This is a genomic window from Chryseobacterium artocarpi (genome assembly GCF_001684975.1).
GTDB classification, from domain to species: domain Bacteria; phylum Bacteroidota; class Bacteroidia; order Flavobacteriales; family Weeksellaceae; genus Chryseobacterium; species Chryseobacterium artocarpi.
In genome coordinates, this window is record NZ_MAYH01000034.1 from 654,476 (window position 1) to 670,540 (window position 16,065).

15 protein-coding genes are annotated in these 16,065 nt (G+C 34.8%); 8 read left to right on the forward strand and 7 right to left on the reverse strand.

What is annotated here, in order from left to right; translation table 11 throughout:
• The first annotated feature begins 55 nt into the window (after positions 1–55).
• From BBI01_RS14490 to BBI01_RS14500, 3 genes are all read left to right on the forward strand, one after another.
• Positions 56–829 carry a DUF6759 domain-containing protein gene (locus BBI01_RS14490; protein ID WP_065395358.1) on the forward strand — a complete coding sequence of 258 codons (774 nt, stop codon included), beginning with the start codon at positions 56–58 and terminating at the stop codon, positions 827–829.
• A gap of 100 nt (positions 830–929) precedes the next feature.
• On the forward strand, positions 930–1,607 hold the full coding sequence (trmB, locus tag BBI01_RS14495; RefSeq protein ID WP_065395359.1) for a tRNA (guanosine(46)-N7)-methyltransferase TrmB: 678 nt from the start codon (positions 930–932) through the stop codon (positions 1,605–1,607).
• 46 nt (positions 1,608–1,653) lie between these two features.
• A complete protein-coding gene (locus BBI01_RS14500; RefSeq protein WP_065395360.1) occupies positions 1,654–2,097 on the forward strand; it encodes a DUF6759 domain-containing protein in 444 nt (147 codons plus the stop codon).
• A gap of 59 nt (positions 2,098–2,156) precedes the next feature.
• Here BBI01_RS14500 and BBI01_RS14505 read toward each other — a convergent pair whose 3' ends face one another.
• The 4 genes from BBI01_RS14505 to rplM form a co-directional block, all read right to left on the reverse strand.
• On the reverse strand, positions 2,157–4,262 hold the full coding sequence (locus BBI01_RS14505) for a M4 family metallopeptidase (RefSeq protein ID WP_065395361.1): 2,106 nt from the start codon (positions 4,260–4,262) through the stop codon (positions 2,157–2,159).
• Between the two features lie 186 nt (positions 4,263–4,448).
• Positions 4,449–5,210 (reverse strand): 30S ribosomal protein S2, encoded by a 762-nt coding sequence (gene rpsB / locus BBI01_RS14510; RefSeq protein ID WP_034692922.1) that lies wholly within the window; start codon positions 5,208–5,210, stop codon positions 4,449–4,451.
• 207 nt (positions 5,211–5,417) lie between these two features.
• Complete coding sequence (rpsI, locus tag BBI01_RS14515; protein ID WP_047373582.1) at positions 5,418–5,804, reverse strand: 30S ribosomal protein S9; 387 nt, start codon at positions 5,802–5,804, stop codon at positions 5,418–5,420.
• Positions 5,805–5,810: 6 nt separating this feature from the next.
• Entirely contained in the window at positions 5,811–6,266 is a 456-nt protein-coding gene (rplM, locus tag BBI01_RS14520; RefSeq protein ID WP_027375420.1) for a 50S ribosomal protein L13, read from the reverse strand.
• 427 nt (positions 6,267–6,693) lie between these two features.
• Between rplM and BBI01_RS14525 the strand changes: the two genes are divergently transcribed.
• Positions 6,694–7,791, forward strand: coding sequence for a DUF3667 domain-containing protein (locus tag BBI01_RS14525; protein WP_065395362.1), 1,098 nt, complete (start codon positions 6,694–6,696; stop codon positions 7,789–7,791).
• A 35-nt stretch (positions 7,792–7,826) separates the two neighbouring features.
• Here BBI01_RS14525 and BBI01_RS14530 read toward each other — a convergent pair whose 3' ends face one another.
• The gene (locus tag BBI01_RS14530; protein WP_065395363.1) at positions 7,827–8,159 is read right to left on the reverse strand and encodes a hypothetical protein; all 333 of its coding nucleotides are present in this window, start codon (positions 8,157–8,159) and stop codon (positions 7,827–7,829) included.
• Positions 8,160–8,415: 256 nt separating this feature from the next.
• On the opposite strand from BBI01_RS14530, the gene BBI01_RS14535 reads away from it, so the two are divergent.
• The 4 genes from BBI01_RS14535 to BBI01_RS14550 all read left to right on the forward strand — a co-directional run bounded on the left by BBI01_RS14535 (position 8,416) and on the right by BBI01_RS14550 (position 14,717).
• Positions 8,416–11,763 carry a methylmalonyl-CoA mutase family protein gene (locus BBI01_RS14535; RefSeq protein ID WP_065395364.1) on the forward strand — a complete coding sequence of 1,116 codons (3,348 nt, stop codon included), beginning with the start codon at positions 8,416–8,418 and terminating at the stop codon, positions 11,761–11,763.
• Positions 11,764–11,852: 89 nt separating this feature from the next.
• Positions 11,853–12,629 carry a hypothetical protein gene (locus tag BBI01_RS14540; RefSeq protein WP_065395365.1) on the forward strand — a complete coding sequence of 259 codons (777 nt, stop codon included), beginning with the start codon at positions 11,853–11,855 and terminating at the stop codon, positions 12,627–12,629.
• A gap of 54 nt (positions 12,630–12,683) precedes the next feature.
• Positions 12,684–13,394, forward strand: a complete 711-nt coding sequence (locus tag BBI01_RS14545) for a Dph6-related ATP pyrophosphatase (RefSeq protein WP_065395366.1) — start codon at positions 12,684–12,686, stop codon at positions 13,392–13,394.
• A 216-nt stretch (positions 13,395–13,610) separates the two neighbouring features.
• The gene (locus BBI01_RS14550) at positions 13,611–14,717 is read left to right on the forward strand and encodes a serine hydrolase domain-containing protein (protein ID WP_065395367.1); all 1,107 of its coding nucleotides are present in this window, start codon (positions 13,611–13,613) and stop codon (positions 14,715–14,717) included.
• Positions 14,718–14,983: 266 nt separating this feature from the next.
• On the opposite strand, the gene BBI01_RS14555 is transcribed toward BBI01_RS14550, so the two are convergent.
• Both BBI01_RS14555 and BBI01_RS14560 read right to left on the reverse strand, forming a co-directional pair.
• Positions 14,984–15,715, reverse strand: a complete 732-nt coding sequence (locus tag BBI01_RS14555; RefSeq protein ID WP_065395368.1) for a hypothetical protein — start codon at positions 15,713–15,715, stop codon at positions 14,984–14,986.
• Positions 15,712–16,035: a PadR family transcriptional regulator gene (locus BBI01_RS14560; protein WP_065395369.1), complete on the reverse strand. Its 324-nt coding sequence runs from the start codon at positions 16,033–16,035 to the stop codon at positions 15,712–15,714. Before BBI01_RS14560 ends, BBI01_RS14555 begins: the two co-directional genes overlap by 4 nt.
• Positions 16,036–16,065 lie beyond the last annotated feature (30 nt).

The window sequence follows — 16,065 nt, forward strand, 5'->3', positions numbered from 1 at the left end:
ATAGACCTAAACACAGATTAAGAGAAGTACACCATTTTTAACTTAATATTTATTAATGAAAAGACTACTTTTACTTATTGGCTCAGTCATGTTTTTTTGTCTATCTGCCCAAAAAAGAGGAAAAGACTATAGTGATATTATCAAAAGTAATAATATCTATGAAATCAATGCTTTCCTGAGAGATGCCCATCCTGATGATCCAAGGCGTTCTGTACTGAAACCAAGAGTAATGGAACTCATGAAAGAGTATATTAAAAATGCACACCCGGCAGATCAGAAAGTAAAAGACATGCAGGAAATGCTTGCTTTACTTCGAAGAAGACCTTCTACAAAGATTACTTTTGATGAAATGAATGCAATCATCAAACAAAAACAGATTGCAAAATACAAAGCTGAGCTTGCTGCAAAACAACCCACAACAGTATACACTCCAAGCAATGCTCAGAATACATTTGTTGTAAATACGGCATCAAATGCTGCCATTCCTAACGCAGAAGCTGAAGAATTTAATATGCTGATGAATATTTCTCCTATTGAACATCAGAATAAAACTGTAAAAATCCTCAATTCCCTGTTTGATAATGACCCTAATGCCAAAGAATGTATTGTACTCATTCAAAATCAATCGGACTGTAATATTATTGTAAGGATGGAAGGTGTTGGAACTACCAAATACAGGCTCGCTATCCCCGCCCGAAGTGATAATTCTATTGTCATTGAGAAGGGGCAATACCTTTTTACCAGCTTGGTTTGTGGTGCACAGTATGCTTCACAAAAAACCATTCAAAAACCAATTATGGTGGCTTTGGGAAGCACAACAGTAAAATAATCAAATCAATATCATATTTTCCACATTGGTCTTTTAGCTTTAAAAGCCCTTAATTCTATGTAAATTTTAGTATTTTTGCAGTCATTTTATAAATGACTCAATGGGCAAGAATAAATTAGCAAGATTTGCGGAAAACAAGATATTACCAAATGTAATTCAACCTACAAGAGAAGATGCCTTAGAAGGCTTCGAATTGAAAGGAAAATGGAGAGACAATTTCTTCAAAAATGATAATCCTATCGTTCTTGAATTAGGCTGTGGTAAAGGAGAATATTCTGTAGGGCTTGCAAAAACATTCCCTGAAAAGAACTTTATCGGGGTTGATATTAAAGGAGCAAGATTTTGGTTTGGAGCTAAGGAAGCTGTGGACAACAATATGAACAATGTGGCGTTTTTAAGAACACAGATTGAACTTGTTGATTATTTCTTTGCAGAAAATGAAGTGGATGAAATCTGGATCACTTTCCCGGATCCACAAATAAAATATAAAAGAACAAAGCACAGATTAACTCACCCTGACTTTTTAAACAGATATAAAAAGTTTCTTAAACCTGGAGGAATCGTTCATTTAAAGACAGATTCAGAGTTTCTTCACGGGTATACTTTAGGATATTTGCAAGGTGCCGGATATGAAATCATCTCTGCTCACCATGATATCTATGGAGCTCCGGAATATGATCCTAATACGGAACATTTGAGAGACATCAAAACATATTATGAAGAGCTGTTCTCATCTAAAGGTAAAACAATTACTTACATTAAATTCCGAATCAACTAATGAACTGATACAGTTTATTAATTTAACAAGGAAAAAATAAAACGGTATGAAAAAGCTATTCGTTCTCGCAGGAGTATCACTGATTCTTACCAGCTGTAATGTGAATTATGGCGGTTATCCTATCAGAAACCCTTATCCAACTAATAATCGTGGTAATGCAGGTAACGCAGCCAATACTGAAAGAGAATACAATGAGCTTATCAAAACCTATAAACCGGAAACAACAGAGGTACTAAACGATCTTCTCAATAATGATGATCCGGCTAATCCCAGAACATCCATTTCGGTTGAGAATAAGTCTCGCTGCAATATGGTGCTTACCATAAGCGGAAACAATTTCTTTAAAAAAATTCCCATAGGTGCCGGAAAAATAGGTTACACAATGCTTCCTAAAAATCAAAACTACAGATTATCCGGAATGCTTTGTAATTCATCTTATCAATCTACAAAGTTTATTACGAGTTCATACTCAATAAAGCTTACTAATTAAAATAAAAGTGCTCCTTCAGGTTATTCTAAAGGAGCTTTTTTTATCAATAAAAAATATATTTAGTTTTTAATAAACTTATAGTTACCTATTCCATCAATAGAAATAATATAATTTCCCTTTTGTAATATTGAAACATTTACTTTGCTATCTATAACATTGCCTTCTTGAATAAGTTGCCCTACAACATTGGTAATTTTATATTTTAATTTTCCAGCATTTTTTGCAGATGAAATAATAGTAAGCTCATTACTAACTGGATTAGGATATATACTAAATAAAGGTACATTTTTAGTTTCTGAAATAGAAAGATTAGCACACTCTTCTCCTGTTGTTACCCCCACTGCACACCATGCAGCTTTAACAGCATTAACTTCTGCCGAGTTTACTCCATATAATATTCCAGATTCTTGAATTGTAAAATCTTTGACATCGGCATATACAGACTGAGACTGAACATAATTTTGCTGGGTGGAGTAAACCAGATCGGCAGCTTTCTTGATACCGATTCCTGATACACTATAAGCATAGCCATTATCGTTGGTTCCTGAACCTCCCTCTACCAGCAAATAATACCAATGATTCAATACTCCCGAATTGGTATGAACACCACATTTATCATTATTGGTATCAGGGGTACAGTTAGCTGATGTATCTTTCCAATGCTGCCCCATATAAGTATCCGGCTGATTGAATAATTTAGGGTTTTCAAAGGATCTGATCCCATCAGGCTGGGAAAGAACAAAATCTTCCCCCATAATCCATCTTTGTTTTTCAGGAGCCATTTTAGCTTCTACTGTTGCTCCCCAAATATCAGCAAATCCCTCATCCAAAGCTCCGGATTCTCTCTCATATACAAGATTTCCAAAAGCTGAATCAACACCGTGACCAAATTCATGAGCATCCACATCAAGCCCTGTTACGATATCCCAGTTAGTGGAGGAATTTGGCTGTCCGCCATTACCAATAAACATATACCCACCTGATAAGCTAGCATCTATCGTAGACAGACTTACCCAGGAAGCGTTATAAGGAGTTCCATTAATAGTCGGATGAATGAAAGATCTTACTTGTGAATTCTGATTATCAAACCCATTTCGGTCATACTCGTTCTTAAAAAAATCATAAACCTGAGAAAACGCCCAATGAGTCTCTAAAGCACCATCATCTTTTGTGGAGGCATATTCGGCAGTAGTCCAGTTATTATCTGCATCTACATATTTAGTCGTTAATGCTTCCGCCGCATCAGGACCTCCTAAAAAAACGGTAGCTATAATAGCCGATAAAACTTCTCCACCGGTATAATTCAACGTTTTCACAAATCTGGACTCGTCATTCAGTTCATAGCCATTTGTAGTCTGTAATGTTTCTATTGACCTTTGTCCACTGTATCTTGTATCGGCAGTTCCGGCTGTAAAGAAGGGCGCAGGTGTTTCAGCAGAAATGATTTCAGATGTCCTTTTTAAATCTTTCAAATGATCTATATAACTTGTCTGTTCTTTATTAAAAACTGTATTTTTAGCTTGATGAGTTTTAAGAAGCCCCTCTTTTTTCAGGATTTTTCCTGTTACTGCATCCATATATACTCTTTCAAGATCTCCCGGTTTACTGGAGACCATAGCAAAGGTATAAGCATAGCGATCTGAAGTTCCTGAAATATCTTTAGACAAAACAACTAAAGAACTTTTAGGTATAATTCCTTTAAATTCATCCGGTGTGGAATAATTGTTTCCCAGCTGAGCCAAACCTATTTTATAGATTTCTTCAGGGGTTTTAAGAGAGGATAAAGTAAAAGGAATTTCAATATTACTCACATTTCCATTCATGGAGGTGATTGTTCCGTTTTTTGAATGAACAACATACATTTTGTGGGCAACTTCCACTTCATTGAAGTATTGTTTATAAAAGTCATGCTGTGAACCCCAAAGATCTGTTTCTGATTTTACTTTTTTCAGAGTGTTGAAAGATCCTTTCACTTGAGTAATCTGTTTCAGAATATTTTCAGCATTTCTTACAGACACATTGACCTCGGATTTAAAGGAAATGAACTTTATCATCCCTTTCTCATTCACTTTTTTTGTCTCCACATACTCAGAGCCCAGATAATTTTGTGCGGTGCCTAATGAACTCAATGTCAATGCGACACCAAGAAATAATTGTTTCTTCATTGTATAGTTTTTGCAGTTCAAAAATATACAATTCACTACAAAAACAAATATTCAGTGATAAGTATTTAAAAAAACACTTCAAATTCGAATAAAATCGAATTTAAAGCCGAAAATTATAAATAAAAACAAAAAAAACCACCGAATAAAATTCAGTGGTTTTTAAATATATAAAGTATAAATCTTTAATTATTCTGCATCGAAATCAGCATCTGTATCAGCAGATACTTTTTCTCCTTCTTCTTTAGATTTTTCTTTATCAGCTTTTCTTTGAGACTGACCTTCTTTGATAGATTCAGAAACTACGCTAAGGATCATATCAATAGACTTAGAAGCATCATCGTTTCCTGGGATAACGAAGTCAACTTTTCTAGGGTCAGAGTTTGTATCAACGATACCGAAAACTGGAATACCAAGTTTCTTAGCTTCAGTTACCGCGATGTGCTCTCTTAAGATGTCAACTACAAATACAGCAGAAGGAAGTCTCACCATGTCAGCGATAGAACCTAAGTTCTTCTCTAGGTTAGCTCTTTGTCTGTCAACTTGTAATCTTTCTTTTTTAGATAAAGTTTCGAACGTACCGTCTTTTTTCATTTTGTCGATAGAGTTCATCTTCTTTACCGCCTTTCTGATAGTAACGAAGTTCGTTAACATACCTCCAGGCCATCTTTCTGTAATATAAGGCATATTAAGTTCAGAAGCGTGTTTTGCAACAACTTCTTTCGCTTGCTTCTTAGTAGCTACGAAAAGAACTTTTTTACCTGCAGAAGTTAATTTTTCTAAAGCGCTGCACGCTTCATCTAATTTAACTGCTGTTTTATGTAAGTCTACAATGTGAATACCGTTCTTCTCCATAAAAATGTATGGAGCCATATTTGGGTTCCACTTTCTAGTCATGTGACCGAAGTGTACACCAGCCTCTAAAAGGTCTTTTACATTTGCTTTTGCCATGTTTTCTGTTTTTGTTAGTTTACTTTCCGTTTTTTAAACAATCAACAACTTCTTTAGATGGGAGAAGCGTTTGGATGCTAAACGTAACGGGCAATGGGCGGTCTGCTTATTGCTTTTGGCAATGGGCTTTTCGCCGAGATTAAGTTTAAATAAAATGTAGTACATTTCTGTAGCCAATAGCCGATAGCCATTCGCCAACAGCAAATCTTAACGTTTTGAGAATTGGAATCTCTTTCTTGCTTTTTTCTGACCTGGCTTCTTTCTTTCCACCATTCTTGCGTCTCTTGTAAGTAAACCAGCTGGCTTTAATGCTAATCTGAACTCAGCGTTGATTTCGCATAAAGCTCTTGAAATACCTAATCTGATAGCCTCTGCCTGACCTGTATTACCACCACCGAATACGTTTACGGTAACATCATACTGACCAACAGTCTCAGAAAGGATGAACGGTTGGTTTAATTTGTAAACCATCACGTCTGTAGAGAAATATTCTTTAGCATCTTTACCGTTTACTGTAATGTTTCCAGAACCTGGTCTTACATAAACTCTTGCTACAGAAGTTTTTCTTCTTCCGATTTTGTGAACTATAGACATAATTAATTATTTAAATTCGTTAACATTAATTGTTTTAGGCTGTTGAGCTTCATGTTTGTGCTCAGTTCCTTCATATAAATAAAGGTTCTTAAGGATAGCAGCTCCTAATCTGTTTTTAGGTAGCATACCTTTTACAGATTTCTCTAATACCTTTAAAGAATCTTTCTTTTGAAGTTCAGCCGCAGTCATAGACTTCTGTCCACCAGGATATCCTGTATGCCAGATATAAGTCTTATCAGCCCACTTGTTTCCGGAAAGTGTAATTTTCCCAGCATTCAAAACGATTACGTTATCACCACAATCTACGTGAGGTGTAAAGTTCGTTTTGTGCTTACCTCTCAAAATCTTTGCAACCGTAGAAGCTAGTCTTCCTAACGGCTGTCCTTCAGCGTCTACCACAACCCATTCTTTATTAGCAGTAGCTTTGTTCGCTGAAACAGTTTTGTAACTTAATGTATTCACACGTTTTAGTTAAAGATTAAACATAATTTACCCCTAAAAGGGTGTGCAAAGGTACAAATTATTTTTGTAACGCAAAAACATATTTCATTTAATCTATATAATATCTGCTATTCAACCTTCTACCATTAGATTTTAACAGTTTTTATATTTTGGCATAAATCTTGTAAATTGTTGTTGCGATGAAAAAAAACGCTTAGATGATTCTAAGAACACAAATATGATAAAGCAAGAGTTTATTCCCTCAACTCTTTCTTTATTAACCCTCCTTTTCTATTTTTTACTTTTAGATTTATCTGTTGTTTCAGATTTACTCTTTATAAGATGTTTCCCAGTCATTTTATATTTATATTAATAATTTCTTCAAAAAAACATTAGAATATTTATTTATTTCATGAAATAATTATCTTTGTCGCAGAAGAAACTACCCATGAGTCACGGAAAAATCAGAGAAGATAAAACCTGCCTGAACTGCGGGCATCACGTTGAAGAAAGATTCTGCCCTCATTGCGGACAGGAAAATACTGAACGCAGACAACCTTTCTATTTCCTTTTCACCCATTTTATTGAAGACTTTACCCATTACGATGGGCAGTTCTGGGGAACAGTAAAAAATTTATTGTTTAAACCAGGTAAACTGACCAATACTTATCTTGAAGGAAAGAGGCAGATATTTGTTCCTCCTGTAAAGCTTTATATTTTCGTCAGTTTTATTACATTTTTTGTATTTGCCTTATTTCCTATGGTAAATATAGGATCCAATGATAAGCATGATGAAAAACAAAGCGATACAGGTCTTGTAAAAATTATGAAACCTATTAAAGCTATCGGAACACAGAAAATAATTGATAGTATAAAAGCTAAAAAAATACTGACTGAAGATGATTCTCTTGCTATTGAAAAGCTAAAAATGGTTCCCGATTCTGCCGAGGTTGAAAAAATACTGGATATGGACCAAACAATAGATTCCGGGGACGGAAACTATAAGACAAAAAAATCCTATGACTCAGCTAAGGCTAAAAATCCAGGATACTTAGATTTTGTAGAAAAGCCTATTATTCATAAATACTTCGAGCTTAAAGACCACGGTATTACTAAAAAGGAGCTTTTAAGCAATATGATAGAAAAATCTTTTCACAATCTGCCTAAAGCCTTATTCATCTATCTTCCTTTGTTCGCCTTCTTCTTATGGGTATTTCACAATAAGAAAAAATGGTGGTATTTTGATCATGGTATTTTTACCCTGCATTACTTCTCTTTCTTATTACTTACCATTTTATTGATATTCTTATTTGGAAAACTTACAAAACTAACAGATATTAAAGCTCTGAATGCTCTCATCTATTTCGTAATCACCATCATTACAATCTACAGTATGGGGTATTTCTTTATTGCTCATCGAAGGGTTTATCGCTCACATGGGTTGGTTAGCATTATGGTTGGAATTATATTAATTGCTATAAACTTCTTTGCATTCATGTTTTTACTTGCAGGGCTCGCTCTGGTAAGTTTTATGATGCTTCATTAAAATAAAAGGCTGTCAGATGATGACAGCCTTTTATTTTATTTTCTTAATGACTTCGTTGCCCTGAAACTTGCAATCACATAATAGGCTACAAACACCATTGAAAATTTCAGTATGGATGGAATAGCCAGCTCAAGTTTAAAAATTAAAGTTCCTATAAAAACAAGAATAGCCATTACAATAAAAGACAGTCCCAGTTTTTTAGGAAGTGTAATATCCGGAGTATCCAAATAATAAGCAACAGCCCATGCTGCTCCAAAAGCAACAGCATAGTAAATCTCAAGAGCTATACTCTCTGAGCTTAATAGGAAATAATTGATAAGAAAGCTTACTGCTGTTCCCAATACGAAATATATCAAAGCTTTTTGCATGTCTGTAAAATATGCTGCAAAAATAAAGATTTTAATTCTAGTAATTGCCGACCTGCCGATTTCTAAACAAAATCCGATAATTATTTTTAATTCTGTAACTACCGAACCTCAGCACTTTGAAATCATTAAACATAAAATTGGAGATATTTTATTAAATAACCCAATATAAAACAATGAAAACCAATAAAATAAAATCAAACACAAGGTTGTTTTTTTATTATTATATTTGAAAACTTAGAAACTTTCTAGAATTTTTATGGAAACCCAAAAATATACTCCAACCAACAAGGTAAGAATCGTAACAGCTGCGTCATTATTTGACGGACATGATGCTGCGATCAATATTATGCGTCGTGTCATTCAGGGAACTGGATGTGAAGTGATTCACCTAGGACATGATAAATCAGCAGAAGAAGTTGTAAACACAGCTATTCAGGAAGATGCGAATGCTATTGCTTTAACGTCCTATCAAGGAGGTCACAATGAATATTTCAAATATATTTATGACCTTTTAAGAGAAAAGAACTCTCCACAGATTAAAATTTTCGGTGGTGGCGGAGGTGTAATTCTTCCGGAGGAGATCAAAGATCTAATGTCTTATGGAATTGACAGAATCTATTCTCCAGACGACGGTCGTGAGCTTGGTCTTCAGGGAATGATTGACGATTTGGTACACAGATCAGACTTTGCTACCGGAAAAGATGTTACAGCAGAAGACCTGGATGCAATCAGCTTTGAAAATTCAACTAGTATTGCAAGAATAATTTCTGCCGTTGAAAACTTTTCTGAGGAAAAACCTGAATTGGTAAAAGCTATTGACGAGAAATCAAAAGATTTAAATATTCCGATCATTGGTATTACAGGAACCGGTGGTGCCGGGAAATCATCTTTAACGGATGAATTGGTAAGACGTTTCCTACGTGCCAATACTGATAAAAAGATTGCAATCATCTCTATTGACCCTTCTAAAAAGAAAACAGGAGGTGCTTTATTGGGAGACAGAATCCGTATGAATGCCATCAACGATCCTAGAGTTTATATGCGTTCTATGGCAACCAGAGAAAACAATGTTTCCGTTTCTCCATTCATCCATTCTGCTTTGAATGTATTGAAACTGGCTCACCCGGATGTGATCATTCTTGAGACTTCAGGTATTGGACAATCCGGATCAGAAGTTTCTGACTTTGCTGATGTTTCCATGTATGTAATGACTCCTGAATATGGTGCTTCTACACAGCTGGAAAAAATCGATATGTTAGATTATGCAGATTTGGTTGCTTTAAATAAGTCTGACAAACGTGGAGCGCTTGATGCACTTCAGGCGGTAAGAAAGCAATTCCAGAGAAACCACCTTTTATGGGAAAGCCCATTAGAAGACATGCCGGTATATGCTACAAAAGCATCTCAGTTTAATGACCATGGAACAACGGAGCTTTACAACAGATTAGTTTTAAAAGTAAATGATAAGTTTGCAGATTTAGGGCTTAAAACTTTCGTTGAACAGGAAATCACTGACGAAGTAACTATTATCCCTCCGAAAAGAGTTCGTTACCTTTCTGAAATCGTTGAAAACAACAAACAATATGATGCAAATGTTGAAAAGCAGGCTGCTTTAGCAAGAACAATGTATCATATTGAAGGAGTAAAAAATATTCTTTCCAATGAAGCTTTAGATAATGAATATCAAAAGGCAGAAAAGGAATTGCAACAAGAAAACATTGACTTCCTTAAAACATGGGATGATACTAAAAAAGCTTTCCATGCTGAGTTTTACTCCTATTTTGTAAGAGGAAAAGAAATTAAGGTAGAGACTTCAACAGAATCTTTATCCCACTTAAGAATTCCAAAAATTGCATTACCAAAATACAACGACTGGGGTGATCTGATCAAATGGAAAGGACAGGAAAACCTTCCGGGAAGCTTCCCTTATACGGCAGGGATTTACCCTTTCAAAAGAACTGGTGAAGATCCAACAAGGATGTTCGCAGGAGAAGGAGGTCCTGAAAGAACCAACAGAAGATTCCACTATGTATCAGCTGAAATGCCTGCAAAACGTTTATCCACAGCTTTTGACTCGGTAACATTATACGGACAGGATCCAGCTTTACCACCGGATATCTATGGTAAGATCGGTAATGCCGGAGTTTCCATTGCAACTTTGGATGATGCTAAAAAATTATATTCAGGTTTTGATTTGGTAAACGCGCTGACATCTGTTTCAATGACCATCAATGGTCCTGCTCCGATGCTATTGGCTTTCTTTATGAATGCCGCTATCGATCAGAATGTTGAGAAATACATTAAAGAAAATGGTTTAGAAGCTAAAGTTGAAGCTAAGCTTAAAGAAAAATTCGATGACAAAGGCTTAGAAAGACCTAAATATAACGGAGAACTTCCTCCATCCAATAACGGTTTAGGATTACAGCTTTTAGGTTTAACCGGAGACGAAATAATTCCTGCAGATGTATATGCTGAAATTAAAGCAAAAACAATTGCTACCGTTCGTGGTACCGTTCAGGCTGATATTTTAAAAGAAGACCAGGCTCAGAATACCTGTATCTTCTCTACGGAATTCGCCTTAAGATTAATGGGTGACGTTCAGGAATATTTTATCAAAGAAAAAGTAAGAAACTTCTACTCTGTTTCAATTTCCGGATACCATATTGCTGAAGCGGGTGCCAACCCTGTTTCCCAGCTTGCTTTCACATTGGCAAACGGTTTCACCTATGTAGAGTACTACTTGTCCAGAGGAATGGACATCAATGATTTTGCTCCAAACTTATCTTTCTTCTTCTCTAATGGTATCGATCCTGAATATTCAGTAATCGGACGTGTAGCAAGAAGAATCTGGGCTAAAGCAATGAAATTGAAATACGGAGCAGATGAAAGAAGCCAGATGCTGAAATATCACATTCAGACATCAGGTCGTTCTCTTCACGCTCAGGAAATTGATTTCAACGATATCAGAACTACTTTACAAGCACTTTATGCGATTTACGATAACTGTAACTCACTTCACACGAATGCTTATGACGAAGCAATTACTACTCCTACAGAACAGTCAGTAAGAAGAGCAATGGCAATCCAGCTGATCATCAACAAAGAATTAGGTCTTGCTAAAAATGAAAACCCACTTCAGGGATCATTCATTATTGAAGAGCTTACGGATCTTGTGGAAGAGGCTGTATATGCAGAGTTTGATAGAATCACAGAAAGGGGTGGTGTATTGGGAGCAATGGAAACTATGTACCAACGTTCTAAGATCCAGGAAGAATCCATGCATTACGAATGGCTGAAGCATACAGGTGAATATCCAATCATCGGGGTAAATACTTTCTTAGGAAAAGATGGTTCTCCAACAGTACTTCCGGGTGAGGTTATCCGTTCTACTGAAGAAGAAAAACAGGCACAGATTGAATCACTTCATAACTTTCAGAAAGCTAATGACGAAAAATCTGAGGAAGCTCTGAGAAAACTTCAGCATGCGGCTATCAACCAACAAAACTTATTCGAAGTGATGATTGACGCTGTAAAATTCTGTTCTTTAGGACAAATCACCAATGCTTTATTTGAAGTGGGTGGTAAATACAGAAGAAATATGTAAGTCTTCTCATTAATACTTACAAAAATCATATACCAAAACCTCAAAGAAATCTTTGAGGTTTTGTATTTTTAGGGATAAAAAAACATTTAATGACCAAAAAATTTCAAATTAAAGAGCCGTGTAAACAAAATTGGGAAGAAATGCAGAATGTATCGGATGGTAAATTTTGCGAGGTATGTACTAAGAAAATTTGGGATCTTGACCGTTTTTCCGAGAAAGAAATTGATGAGATTTTAGAAAAGGAAAAATCTATCTGTGGAAAGATTTCTTTTTTAAAACCTGCTTTATCAAGCGTAATGTTAGCTTTAACTTTAACATCGGCAACCTATATTCAGGCACAAACAAATATTCCTGGTGTAGAAAATACCTACCAAAAAAATATTACCATCAGCGGTAAATTGATTTCTAGAAACAATTTAAAACTCAACTCAGGAGAAATTTCTCTGGTAACATTGGGAAAACTGTATACTGCAAAGGCAGATGAAGAAGGAAATTTCACTTTAACTTTTCCCGAAAAAGTTTTAGTAAAACAAAATATCATCAGAATAGATTATTCTGTAATGGGTTCAAATAATAAAGAATTCATAGATTACACGACCTCTATTCTACAACCAAATGAACTGCTGAGTAAACAGAATTTTGAAATTGAAAAACAATATACCACTATTGGCGCCATTTCACTTACAGATCCACAACCTCCCGATTATTATTTCTTCGATGGAAAAAAAGTTGGAAAAAGAAAATTTGAGAGGATAAGAAAAGAACATCCCGAATATAAGTATCTGGCTTTTTATGATAAAGTAACTGCAAAAGAATTATCCGGTAAAGGCTTTATCAAGAATCTGTATTTACTATATTCTCGATAAACAAATCATTATAATTGAAATCTCCTTATTTTTGGGAGATTTTTATTTTTGAAAATGAAACCAAAAGCCTTATTCAACTGGAGCAGTGGAAAAGATTCTGCATTAGCTCTTCATAAAATATTGCAGGCAGACCAATATGAAGTCGCTACATTATTCACCAGCGTTAACAAAGAATTCCAAAGGATTTCTATGCATGGTGTTCATGTCTCTCTTTTGGAGCAACAGGCTTCTCTTCTTGGCATTCCTCTTATTAAAATGGAACTACCAAAGGAACCATCAATGGAAGAATATCAGGAAATCATGAGTAAAACAATGTCTGAAATACAGGCTCAGGGTATCACTCATTCTATTTTTGGAGACATTTTCCTCGAGGATCTTCGTAAATACAGAGAAGAACAATTAAATAGTATTGGAATGCAAGCTATATTTCCTCTTTGGAAACGAGATACTTCAGACCTCATCCAGGAGTTTTTACAATTGGGATTCAAAACTATTGTAACATGTGTAAATGGTTCATATTTAGACAAAAGTTTTGCAGGACGAATTATTGATCAGCAATTCCTTGATGATTTACCGGACAATATAGATCCTTGTGGAGAAAATGGAGAGTTTCACACCTTTACTTTTGACGGTCCTATTTTTAAAAGTCCTGTTCAGTTTGTAATTGGGGAAACAGTAAAGAAAACCTACCCCAAGCCTAAAGTAAAACCGGAAGATGAAGAGGAGGAATATATTTTTTGGTTTTGTGATCTGCTTCCAAAATAACGATCTATTTAGCTACTGATGTATTAATAAAATGATTCACTGTATATAAGCGATCTGTATTTAATTTCTTCAATCACATAAGGAGCATAAAATATATTCTCCGAGTGCTTATTTTATCTGCAAAAAACCTTCTTAGCACGCATTTTGCATCCTACAACGCTCTTAAAAATTTCAGTATCTTTAAGAGTATCAATTTTAATTTCAAAATAAACACCCGTGATCAAAAATTTAGTTTTCCTTTTGCCTTTTTGCTTTTTACTATCTTGTAAAACAGAAACTCCACCTCCTCCTATTGATAAAAAAGCGATTGTAGATTCTACCATTGCTGTTTTTCAGAAAACACTTTTAGAACAACAGATCGATTCTGTCTTTAAAAAGTATCATTTTAATGGAAGCATTGCTGTTTTTAAAGATTCTATTCCTCTTTACAGAAAAGAAAACGGATATTCTGATTTTAAAAGAAAAGTGAAAATTGATAGCAACACCATCTTTGCCATTGGGTCGGTGAGTAAGCAATTCACTGCTGTAATGATCTTACTTCAGATGGAACAGGGAAAACTGAATGTGACGGATAAAGTTTCAAAATATTTAAAGGAATTTCAGCTTAAAGAATATGAGAACATTACGATTCACCAGCTTTTGAATCATACTTCCGGGCTGAATATGATGGGAGGAAAGCTTATGTTTAAAAGTGGTTCTGACTTCTATTATTCAAATGACGGATTTAATGCTCTTGGAAAGGTTGTAGAAACAGTAACCGGAAAATCATATGATGAAAACGCGGTTGAACTTTTCAAAAAAGCGGGAATGACTCATTCATCGACAGGCAATATTTTTAAAGGAAATAATTTTGCATCCGCTTATGTGGGTAATGGCAATACAGCTCAAGAGGTTCCGAATATGCCCAAAAGATTAGGCGGAAAAGAGATAGGTACTCCTGCCGGTGGTATACTTTCTACCATTGACGATCTTCATATTTGGAATAATGCTTTATACAGTGGAAAAATCCTTAAGCCGGAAACACTGAAGCAGTTTATGGCAAAAAGTGCGGAAAGACGTCATGCCATTTTCGGGAAAATGGGCTATGCTTATGGAATCATGCTGAATATCGGAAAGCCCAACTCTTACTTTCACAGCGGATATGTAAAAGGGTCACCGTCTCTGAATATTTACTATCCGGAAACGAAGAGCTCAGTGATTATTCTTTCTAATATTGCAGATGAAGAAAAAGGAAAAGGACTTGTCTTCAGACCTCATATCGAAGTGAAAAAGATTACGGATAATCTTGAAAATACTTTGACACAGCTTAGATCAAAACATTAACTTTTTTCGTATTGTAATAAAGAAGTTTAATTTTAACAGCCATATCATATAAAAAGAAAGCTTTCATAACAGCAGCTTTAATATCATTATACAATAAACAAATTACCGAAAACAGTAAAATTCTAATAATAGCATTCTTTACTACCAAAAGGTTTAATCCCTTTGGTAAAAAGATATTATATAATTTATCTTTCTTGTAGTAAAGTTATCATATAAATTTGTTTTAAGTTTTAAGGTTAGTGATCTACGATGAGAATGAAGATATACTATTTTGAAGATATATTGATGCTAAGGAAATCCTTCATTTTCAACAAGCTTTTTTTATGCTCGAAAAAATTAAGCAAGGTGAAAATTACTCCTGTCTGAAGTATAAACGGTACAATCAATGTAATGATGATCATCAATAAATTTGCTCCATTCTGCTCTCTGAAAAACTGATACGCATAATGTCCGTTCTTAGTAATAATTTGGAACATAGAAATAGTACAGATCAGCATCAATCCCATATTTTGCTGATACATCGTATAAAAACATCTGCCTCTGTATTTAAAATCTGTCTTCAGGTATTTCCAAATCTTAAAATTCATGATCCATGTTGTTCCAAGAATGAATAAAAATAATGCGTTAAATAGTTTAAAAAAAACGGTATAAGTTTCTTGGCTATTGGAAATAAAAATTAATACTATATTGATTATAAAAGCAACTAAACCTGCCAGAAAAGATGTTTTCATAAATCTGTTATATTTTCCCCTGATTATTTTCTTTGCAATAAAAGGAATAGGTGTTGAAAAAAACATCCAGTAACTCACGGGAATAAACTCTTCTTTCCAGGATTCTTTTACCTTTGAAAATGCTTCTTCAAAATCAAGTTTTTCTTCCAACTGTAAATCCATAATCTGGTCGATCATATGGTCTCTGATCTCCACGAGAAGATCCACTGAAAGCTGTTTGGAAACCAGATAATCTGTTATGCTGTTTTCCTGTGTCTGGGTCATCATATACTGAAGATTGTTTGCAGGTTTACCAGATAACTTTTCATTTCATTCTCCTGATCTACCTGCTGTTTCTTTCCTTTCTCAGTAAGCAGATAGTATTTTCTGTCTCTTCCATTGATCTTTTGAACTTCTGAGGTAATCATTCCATCACTTTCCAGTTTATGTAGCAATGGATATAAGGCGCCTTCAGTCATTTCAAGTTCTCCTTGGGTAAGCTCTTTTGCTCTTTGGGTAATTTGATAGCCATACATTTTAACTTCTTTTGCAAGCAGCTTCAAAATGATATTCTGTAAAGTACCTTTGTAAAGACTATTCTTTTTCATGGAATTATATTAATACATTGCAAACATATG

Coding starts and splice junctions, on each gene's coding strand:
- BBI01_RS14535 (WP_065395364.1), top strand. CDS start 8,416: ATGGAAACCCAAAAATATACTCCAACCAACAAGGTAAGAATCGTAACA.
- trmB (WP_065395359.1), top strand. CDS start 930: ATGGGCAAGAATAAATTAGCAAGATTTGCGGAAAACAAGATATTACCA.
- BBI01_RS14560 (WP_065395369.1), bottom strand. CDS start 16,035: ATGAAAAAGAATAGTCTTTACAAAGGTACTTTACAGAATATCATTTTG.
- rpsI (WP_047373582.1), bottom strand. CDS start 5,804: ATGTCTATAGTTCACAAAATCGGAAGAAGAAAAACTTCTGTAGCAAGA.
- BBI01_RS14545 (WP_065395366.1), top strand. CDS start 12,684: ATGAAACCAAAAGCCTTATTCAACTGGAGCAGTGGAAAAGATTCTGCA.
- BBI01_RS14500 (WP_065395360.1), top strand. CDS start 1,654: ATGAAAAAGCTATTCGTTCTCGCAGGAGTATCACTGATTCTTACCAGC.
- BBI01_RS14490 (WP_065395358.1), top strand. CDS start 56: ATGAAAAGACTACTTTTACTTATTGGCTCAGTCATGTTTTTTTGTCTA.
- BBI01_RS14505 (WP_065395361.1), bottom strand. CDS start 4,262: ATGAAGAAACAATTATTTCTTGGTGTCGCATTGACATTGAGTTCATTA.
- BBI01_RS14540 (WP_065395365.1), top strand. CDS start 11,853: ATGACCAAAAAATTTCAAATTAAAGAGCCGTGTAAACAAAATTGGGAA.
- BBI01_RS14530 (WP_065395363.1), bottom strand. CDS start 8,159: ATGCAAAAAGCTTTGATATATTTCGTATTGGGAACAGCAGTAAGCTTT.
- BBI01_RS14525 (WP_065395362.1), top strand. CDS start 6,694: ATGAGTCACGGAAAAATCAGAGAAGATAAAACCTGCCTGAACTGCGGG.
- rpsB (WP_034692922.1), bottom strand. CDS start 5,210: ATGGCAAAAGCAAATGTAAAAGACCTTTTAGAGGCTGGTGTACACTTC.
- BBI01_RS14555 (WP_065395368.1), bottom strand. CDS start 15,715: ATGATGACCCAGACACAGGAAAACAGCATAACAGATTATCTGGTTTCC.